The 8,046-nt window shown below is 46.3% G+C and carries 7 protein-coding genes; all 7 read right to left on the bottom strand.

From position 1 onward, the window contains the following. On the bottom strand, positions 1-431 hold a 431-nt coding region (locus K8R76_05020), incomplete at its 3' end, for a hypothetical protein (protein ID MCD4847535.1). Between the two features lie 59 nt (positions 432-490). Then, complete coding sequence (locus tag K8R76_05015) at positions 491-1,927, bottom strand: sugar transferase (GenBank protein ID MCD4847534.1); 1,437 nt, start codon at positions 1,925-1,927, stop codon at positions 491-493. Next, positions 1,924-2,745, bottom strand: coding sequence for a glycosyltransferase family 2 protein (locus K8R76_05010; protein ID MCD4847533.1), 822 nt, complete (start codon positions 2,743-2,745; stop codon positions 1,924-1,926). The genes K8R76_05015 and K8R76_05010 overlap by 4 nt, the downstream gene beginning before the upstream one ends. A 65-nt stretch (positions 2,746-2,810) precedes the next feature. After that, entirely contained in the window at positions 2,811-3,083 is a 273-nt protein-coding gene (locus K8R76_05005) for an HU family DNA-binding protein (GenBank protein MCD4847532.1), read from the bottom strand. Positions 3,084-3,268: 185 nt separating this feature from the next. Next, positions 3,269-5,461 carry an LPS assembly protein LptD gene (lptD, locus tag K8R76_05000; protein MCD4847531.1) on the bottom strand — a complete coding sequence of 731 codons (2,193 nt, stop codon included), beginning with the start codon at positions 5,459-5,461 and terminating at the stop codon, positions 3,269-3,271. Continuing rightward, positions 5,458-6,354 (bottom strand): ROK family protein, encoded by an 897-nt coding sequence (locus K8R76_04995; GenBank protein MCD4847530.1) that lies wholly within the window; start codon positions 6,352-6,354, stop codon positions 5,458-5,460. Before K8R76_04995 ends, lptD begins: the two co-directional genes overlap by 4 nt. Next, entirely contained in the window at positions 6,347-8,026 is a 1,680-nt protein-coding gene (locus K8R76_04990; protein ID MCD4847529.1) for an ABC transporter substrate-binding protein, read from the bottom strand. The genes K8R76_04995 and K8R76_04990 overlap by 8 nt, the downstream gene beginning before the upstream one ends. Between the last annotated feature and the right edge of the window lie 20 nt (positions 8,027-8,046).

Genomic DNA, 8,046 nt, shown 5'->3' with positions numbered 1-8,046 from the left:
TCTATCTGTTTCTGCACTCTGTTGAAGAGGTAATCCCCTTCGAATCCTGAAACATCAAGAAGCGCCCTGGCCAGATCCTGAGTTGTGGATTCCAGCTCCCGCATAAACTGGCCCTGTGCGAAAATACGCTTGCCTTCGCTGTCTTCTTCTCCGAAAAGGGCGTTAAGGGATTCCTCTATCATCTGATCGAGACCCCACAGCTTGATGTGAAGAAGTTCGTGAACCACAACCTGTTCAAGATAGGCTGGATCAAGATCTGACTTTATCATCACGGCAGCCATTCTGTTACTCTCATCGATCTTTACATCACCGGATTTGCGCCAATCCTTTTTCTTGACGATAACCGATCGGATATCCCAGTCGCTCAGACTGAGAAGTGGCTGCCATTTCGCAAGGTTTTCATCTATCGATTTTTCATCTACCGGTTTCATAATTACCGTCCTGCCTGATTGAATTATACGCTAAGAATATCTTTCAAAGGTTTCGGGGGTCAGTAAGCGCCCTTTCTGAAAAGGATTGCCGGAAATGTAAGAATGAGTATCGATAGATCCATCCAGATTGACCAGTTGTCAACATAGTAAAGATCAAGTTTAACCATTTCCTTGTAATTCAGATTATTCCTGCCCGAAACCTGGCATACACCTGTCATACCTGGAAGTACGTCCAGTTTTTTAAGGTGCCGTTCGGAATAATGTTCTACTTCCTCCGGTATGTGGGGTCTGGGTCCTACGAGACTCATGCTGCCAACCAGAACATTTATAAGCTGCGGAAGCTCGTCGAGACTGAGTTTCCGAATGAAACGGCCGATTCTCGTTATTCTCGGGTCGTTTCTGGATTTGGAGAGAAGATCGGTTTTATCCGCGAATCCGAGATTCTCTTTCTCCTTATGCGCTCCAACTTTCATGGATCTGAATTTAATCAATCTGAATTTCTTATGTTCCTTTCCGAGCCTTGTCTGAATAAAGAACACAGGGAAACCGGAGTCTATAACAATCGCGATGGAAATCAGTATAAACAACGGAATCAGCAGGATAACCATCGGGATTGCCAGAAGAAGATCAGTCATTCTCTTCAGCTGAATGCTGGTTCCGCTGAGAGGAGGGGGGACGGATTCGATCATTATCGTACCGCCGATGTGAGTTACTCTAGTTGTGTAATTGACAAGGTCAAACACGTCAGCAACCAGTTTGTAGGGGATATCCTCCTGTTCAGCCAGATAGATCAGAGCAGCAGTATCCTTCCGGGAGAGTTCCGGATCTGCTATTATCAGTTCGGAAATATTCTCTTTGTTCATCCATTTGAACATATCCTGGAAAGAGCTGAAACTGAGTGAAAGAGTATCCTCACCCGGTGGTGCATCGATTCCGGATGATATAAATCCCGCTATGCTATAGGGAGCAGGAACGTTTTTTCTCATGTAATCTGCAAGTTCTCTGGCAACATGGTTGTCTCCGAAGAAAACTACTTTGATTCCTCTGCCGGACCTGAGAGCAAGCAGCCGGGATAGCCGATGGTAAAGATAATGCCAGAATGAGACTGCTATGGAAGCTGCCGGAAAAGAGAAAAGGAGCACAAATCTGGAGAACAGAAGCTGTCGGGAAGCGAAGGTGAACGCAAAGGTAATAATCGCGGCCATAAATGATGATTGTATGATCCAGGCAAGCTCTTCAACCTGTGCTACTCCGAATTTTGCTCTGTATACTCCAAAAGCCCAAAGCATCACAAGTTCAATGCATGCCATTACAGAACCGGAGATCGCATAGTGCCACAGACCCAGTCTGAAATCATTGGGAATTTGAAACAAATCCAGAAGCGCATCGGAAAGTATGTAGTGCCGGAGCCAGTATCCAAGCAGGAACACTCCGATTACAAGTATGAAATCGCCTATAGGCAGGAGAAATACAGTTGCGTTTCTTCGTTGCTTCAAATGAGCCTGTCCTTCTTGTTCCAGGATGCTTTATGCTTTCCGATTGCTACTGAAGGATGTTCAATAAAAAATCTAACCATACTCCGGAGGTGGAACCAGAGAGCTTTCCCCGGTTTACCGGCGCTCTCCCGTCTGCATGCGTGCTTTATAACTGCATCAGGTACGAACCAGACTTCCATTCCTGCTTTATGTGCGCGAAAGCACCATTCCACATCTTCAAAATACAGGAAATATTTGGGAGACATCAGTCCGAATTCTTTCCTGCCTGATCCGGTCAGCCATAGCGCTGCTCCAACCAGCCAGTCGGTTCTGGAAGGATTGTTCATCTCTGCTGAGAAGAGATGTTTCCTCTGTTGAGCTTGAGTTCCCGGCAGTTTTCCAAGAAGGGTTCTCCTGAGCATGATATCAATCAATGTGGGGAAAGTTCTTGCGGTTGATAGAACAGTATCTGTGGAATCAAGCATGGCTGGACCGAGCAGGCCTGCATCGGGGTGTGTTTCTTCAAACTTCATCAGAGTATTCAGTGCTCCCGGCAGTATTTCCGTATCAGGATTAAGGAAGAGAAGGCTTCTGCCGGTTGAGATTTCTGCCCCTCTGTTATTTGCTGTAGCAAGCCCCTGATTTACGGTAGAACGGAGTACTTGCAGTTCCGGAAAGCTCTGCGCGATGTCAGCGGATCCGTCAGAGGATGCGTTGTCCACTACAATGATTTCCTTTGGTGTTTCATCAGGATTCAGACGAAGAAGTGATTCGATTGTATCACTCAGAGTAGAGGAACTGTTGTACGATGTAATAATTACTGAAAGATCAAGTGGCATAATATTTTCGGGAATAGGAAATGGGGGACAGAATATGTCCGCCCCCCGGTAGAATGCTGAATTCTTTAATAGACAGCGTCTTTCAAACCTTTTCCTGCTTTGAAATGCGGTACGTCTTTCGCAGGATAAGTCATCTTCTGACCGTTTGCCGGGTTTACACCCGTCCTTTGCTCACGATGTTTTACGGAAAAAGTTCCGAAACCGACAAGGCTAACCTTCTGGCCTCCACCGAGTGCATCCTTGATTCCATCAAGAATTGCATCTACGGCAACACCTGCCTGTTTCTTGGTTATGCACGCGTTGTCGGCAACCTGTGCAACGAGATCTTTTTTAGTCACTTGTTCACCCCCTCCCTGTTGCTGTTACATAAAGCTAGAAGGCGGAAAACTCAATGTCAACCCCTGAAAAATATTTAAATTGGAGCAAATATGAAGCTATATCGCCAATCACTGAACGCTACGATAGGTATATGAGATTTATAATGCACACAATACAATGAATTATATACGAATATTTGAATATTTCAGAAATTACTTACATGCTGTTCAATTTTTATGTCAGGTACATCGATTATGTTGATTCTGAAATAGAATCCACTGTCTACATCTGATATGTGCCTTACAAAGACGGCCTCCCAGCAATGAAGGTTTCTCCTTAAGGTGTAACTCTGATTTATGAAACTTTCTCCTGACATGTCGTAATACGCGCTGTATTCCAGTGACCAGCCTGGAGTAAGGTCCAGTGATGCGGAAACCCGAAGTTTGCTGATATCGTCTTCTCCATGCAACCCGTACCGGTAATAATGTGACAGGGTCAGTCTCAAGGGCATACCCCTTTCAGTACTCCCGGAATCAGGAAGAAGAGTACGGTCGTATCCCGAAAGTCGTAGACTTGTGGACAGTGACATGTCTGAAAGCTCGTTCTCATAGAAATCCCAGCTTCCGTTTCCCCTTATACTCAGATTTGTGAATGGAGAGAGTTCAAGAGTTGCCATCAAAGGAGTGAATGGTGTTTCTTTGTCGTCAAGATTCGCAGAGGTGGAGAATGTGAGTGAAGCGATCCCAAATCGGGATATTCTGTTATTCTCCCGCCGCTTTCCTTCAAGCCTGTTCTGGAGGTTGAAGGAGACTGTACGCCTTCCGGAAGGAAGTCCGAAATCGGAGAATATGTAGTATTCTTCTCCGGCAGAATCTGCTTCAACGACCCCATCATTATTGATGAATCTGTCAGGTGCCCACTGCAGGGAAACACCCGGAGTAATCGTATGTCTGATAGCTTCCATACCGAAGATACCTGTGCTGAAAATACCGTAGATATCAGTTGAGAGAGATAAAGTAGTTGATGCATGCAGCCACCATGGCAGGTTATTATCCTGTCTGTCTCTGTCATATACTGTCCCTGTCGCGTTCAAAGACGGAGCAAAAGAAAGCCATCCCCACAATCTGCTTGAGCCTGTGAGTCCGGAAGTGATTTTTACAGCTGAATTTGTAGCTCTCGAATCTTCCAGTCTTTTGTCCATGGAGAGGTAATGCCCGCTTAAATTCCAGTAAATGGAATGCCAGGGTCGGATGAGGAGAGGATCAGATGGAGATTTGAAAAGGGGAGCGGATGGAAGGGAAAAGCGAATATCAGGTAGTTCCTGTATTGATTCCACTTCATTGGGGATTGAATCAGGATCAAGATTAAGATAACTTGTTCTGTCAAGAACTGCCTGGAAGCTCAGTCTACCGAAGTATCTGTTTACGCTGATCCATGAGCGTAACTCTCCGGTCATTCTGTCTTCTGGAGATTGCTGAGTCTCTTCCAGATAGGACTTATCACTGAGGAACTCCCCCTGGAGACGAACCGAAGTTCCGTCCGGAAAATCATGGAGGTGCTGCCCGAAAATCATCCATCTATCCCTCCTGGCTTCGAATTCCCTCCTCCATTCTGTTCTGAGATTTCCGTAGCACAGATATCTGATTCTGTGTCGTTCATCAGCAGCAATCACGAATCGTGTCTTCTCCATGATATCTCCGTGGATCCAGAGATCAGCGTAGTCCGAAAAAGCGAAATAATATCCCAGTTCTCTCAGGAATCTTCCGTCTCTGGTCGTCTGACCGAATTTAGGAGTCGTGAAGCCGGAATGTCTTCCGCGTCGGATAGGGAAGACCCAGTAAGGGAAATAGAGGATGGGAGTATCCTTCACATAAAGATAAACCGGTCTGGCAACGGCCTTGTCATCCGGGAAAACTTTCATAACCGGGCAGTAGAAATAGTAGTGGCTCGAATCCTCTTCACAGGTTGTGAACCTTGCATCTGTAATGTTGAATTCATTTGGACCGACCCTGGTGATTGATTCGCCATGATAGAAACCGAACTCGTACTGTGAAGCAGCGCTTGTAATCCGCCCTTTTCTGGATGGAAGGCTGTAGATCAAACCATCACCTGTAATAGATTCACCCCTGTCGAAAAGCTCTGTAGCACCGTTTGCTTCTATGAGTTCCTCTTCAGCGAAGTACATTACCGTATCTGATTGAAGTGTCATATCTCTGTAATCCAGCGTTGTGGAACCTATCAGAATAAGGTCTCCCGTATCCGGATAGAATACAAGGGAATCAGCTGAATATACGATCGTTTCAAGCCTGGACAGTGAATTTGTAGAGTCAGTACTGGTGTTCCCGGTGTCCCTTGGATCAGGAGTGGCAAGAAGTATCAGAACGAGAAAACAGATCATTGAGATAATGCTCTTCCCATAATTGCGGCACCTTCTGCTCCGGCATCGGAGCAGGAGGACAGTGCTGAAACGTTCCATTCATATGGACATCTCAAATTGAATTCAAGCCTGGCATGTTCAATAAAGAGACTGAATGTCTTCACAAGGCCTCCCGCTAGAAAAATCCCGGAAGGACTGAAGCAGTGGGAAAGGCTCGCTAGACCGATTCCCACCCATTTACCGAATTTCTCGAATGCTTTCAGGGCATCTTCATTACCGGCTTCGGCAAGCTGTGCAATTTTCCTTGGATCCGTATCTATCGAATCACTTCCGGTTCCCTTGAAGTATCGAACAAGCGCTTCAGCGGCAGCGTATCTTTCCCAGCACCCTCGTGCTCCGCATGGGCATGGCTCACCTGAAGCATTAACTGTCATATGTCCGAATTCTCCGGCATAACCTTTGCCGTAAAGGATAGTACCATTATGAATAATAGTTCCCCCTATTCCGGTACCCAGCGTTATCAGCAGCGAGAGTCCGTCGGATGGGATTTCTCCGGAATCAATGCTTCGAATTGCGAATGTGTTACAGTCATTGTCTATAACAGCGGGACATTTGAACATCTTAATGAGCCTGTCGCGAAGGGGAAACCGAACCCATTTGGAAAGGTTCGGTGAATTGATGAGAACGCCGTTCTCTCTGTCGACCAGTCCGGCGATTCCTGCTCCAATTGTTAGAGGAGAATCATCAACGCTTGAGATTGTTCGACTGATTCGTAAAAGCAGTTTTTCAGGTTCCTCAGATGGAATAGTCTGAAGCGTGGAAACGGTTTTAAACCCATCATTATCAATATATCCAAGAATGGTTGTGGAACCGCCAATATCTATACCCCAGTGTTTGCCGGAAGAATTACTCAATGCTTACGATTTCTCCGTCAATAACTCTTACTAGTGGAAACGCTGAACGGGGAATTGATACATTTCCCAGTGTACACATACCTGTAGCTCCGAAATATACATTTAGATTTTCCAGATGATTCTCCAGGGAGGATCTGGAGGGAACTCCGTCTTCCCAGGCACCCAGTATGATCCTGGCAGTATCATAACCCTGAGCAGACAGCATGGTCGGCAGGGAATCATATTCCCGTTCAAAGAAATAGGAGAACCGCGCTGTTGCCGGATTCATGGATCCCGATCCGAATGAGATCGGGAACACAGCTCCTTCAACGTATTCACCACCCTGCTCCACCAGTATCTCATCATCCCAGCCGGATGTTCCGAAAAGCCGGGCGTTAACCCGGTAGAATCTTAGTTGTGGCGCAAGTTGAATAGCGTCCCAGGCTTCCACCGGCAGGAATATACCGTCAGGGTTCAGATATTTTATTGCATTTATCTGATCTCTGTAATCTGTAGCTCCTGTTTCATAACCCTCCATTGCTACAATCTCTCCGCCAAGTTCTTCCACAACGGACTTGAATTGTTCTGCATTGGCCACTGATTCAGATGTATAGACATGAATAATGGCAAATCTCGAGCATCCTGCATTCCGGACAGCATATTCAGCTACAGCCGCTGCGTCGTTGCCCTGAGAAACAACGAGTCTGTGTACGTAATTGCCATAATCATCAAGGACAGACGATGTTGCTGTGGGAGTAATCATTGGCAGGTTCCACCTCTGCGCATTGGGAGCTGCTATCTCGGCGTTCCTGCTTGTTAGAGGACCAATAAGTGCAAGGCATGCTGGATTGGAGCCAAGCGAATTGATGATGTTGACAAGATCATCACTGTCACCGGTGAAGTCGAATGTTATCAGCCTTGGCGCTGATCTGAAAAGATCTGAAGTTCTCATAAAGGCAAGACATACTCCTGAGGAAACGCGTTCAGCATATATGGATCCATCTCCTGTAGCCGGCAGTACAAGAGCTACAAATCCGTCCTCCTGAGCTTCCACAGAAGGTTGACCATATCGGTCATGTGCGTCTGGGAAGAGTCGATCGATTTCCATTCCGGTAAGGATTGCTTTGTCAGTTTCACCCTGCGCGGCGTACCTTTCCTCCAGTTCAAGGAGTATAAAAACCTGCGTCCATCCTGTGGCTGGTTCCTCAGTTAGAAAATCCATATCCACTTTTCCAAGCGCCGACCGGAGCACATCGATTGCATTCTTAGATTCAGCCCTGTCAAGATTATCCTGATCAAGGATTATTAGAGTTTCTATTCCCTTTCGAATTGAACCCTGTGCGATTTCCGCTTCCGCTATAAGGAATGTTGCGCTTGATGCTGTATGTGAGTCCACAGCATTCGAGACTGCCTGTGAAGCGTTTGAGATTGCTTCCTCCGTGCGTCCAAGAATGAGGAGTGCTCTGCCTTTTCCCAGCAGCCATGAAGATATTTTTATATCATCAGGGAACTGCTCAAGAGCTGAAGTATACAATCGCACCGCTTCTGACGCATTTCCTGATTGCAGTGCATTTTCGGCAAGTACAGTTATACCCTCCGGAGAATGTTCATCAGCAACAGGACCACATCCAGCCAGAACTGCAAGCATCAGTATGGAAATTGTAATCAGCACCTGATAAAAACTGAATCTCAAACAAAACCTCCTGCCTTCTG

The sequence above is a fragment of the Candidatus Aegiribacteria sp. genome, assembly GCA_021108435.1.
Classification (GTDB): Bacteria; Fermentibacterota; Fermentibacteria; order Fermentibacterales; family JCC-6; genus Aegiribacteria.
The sequence above is the reverse complement of the archived record's forward strand: the minus strand, read 5'-3'. Positions and strand labels throughout refer to the sequence as shown.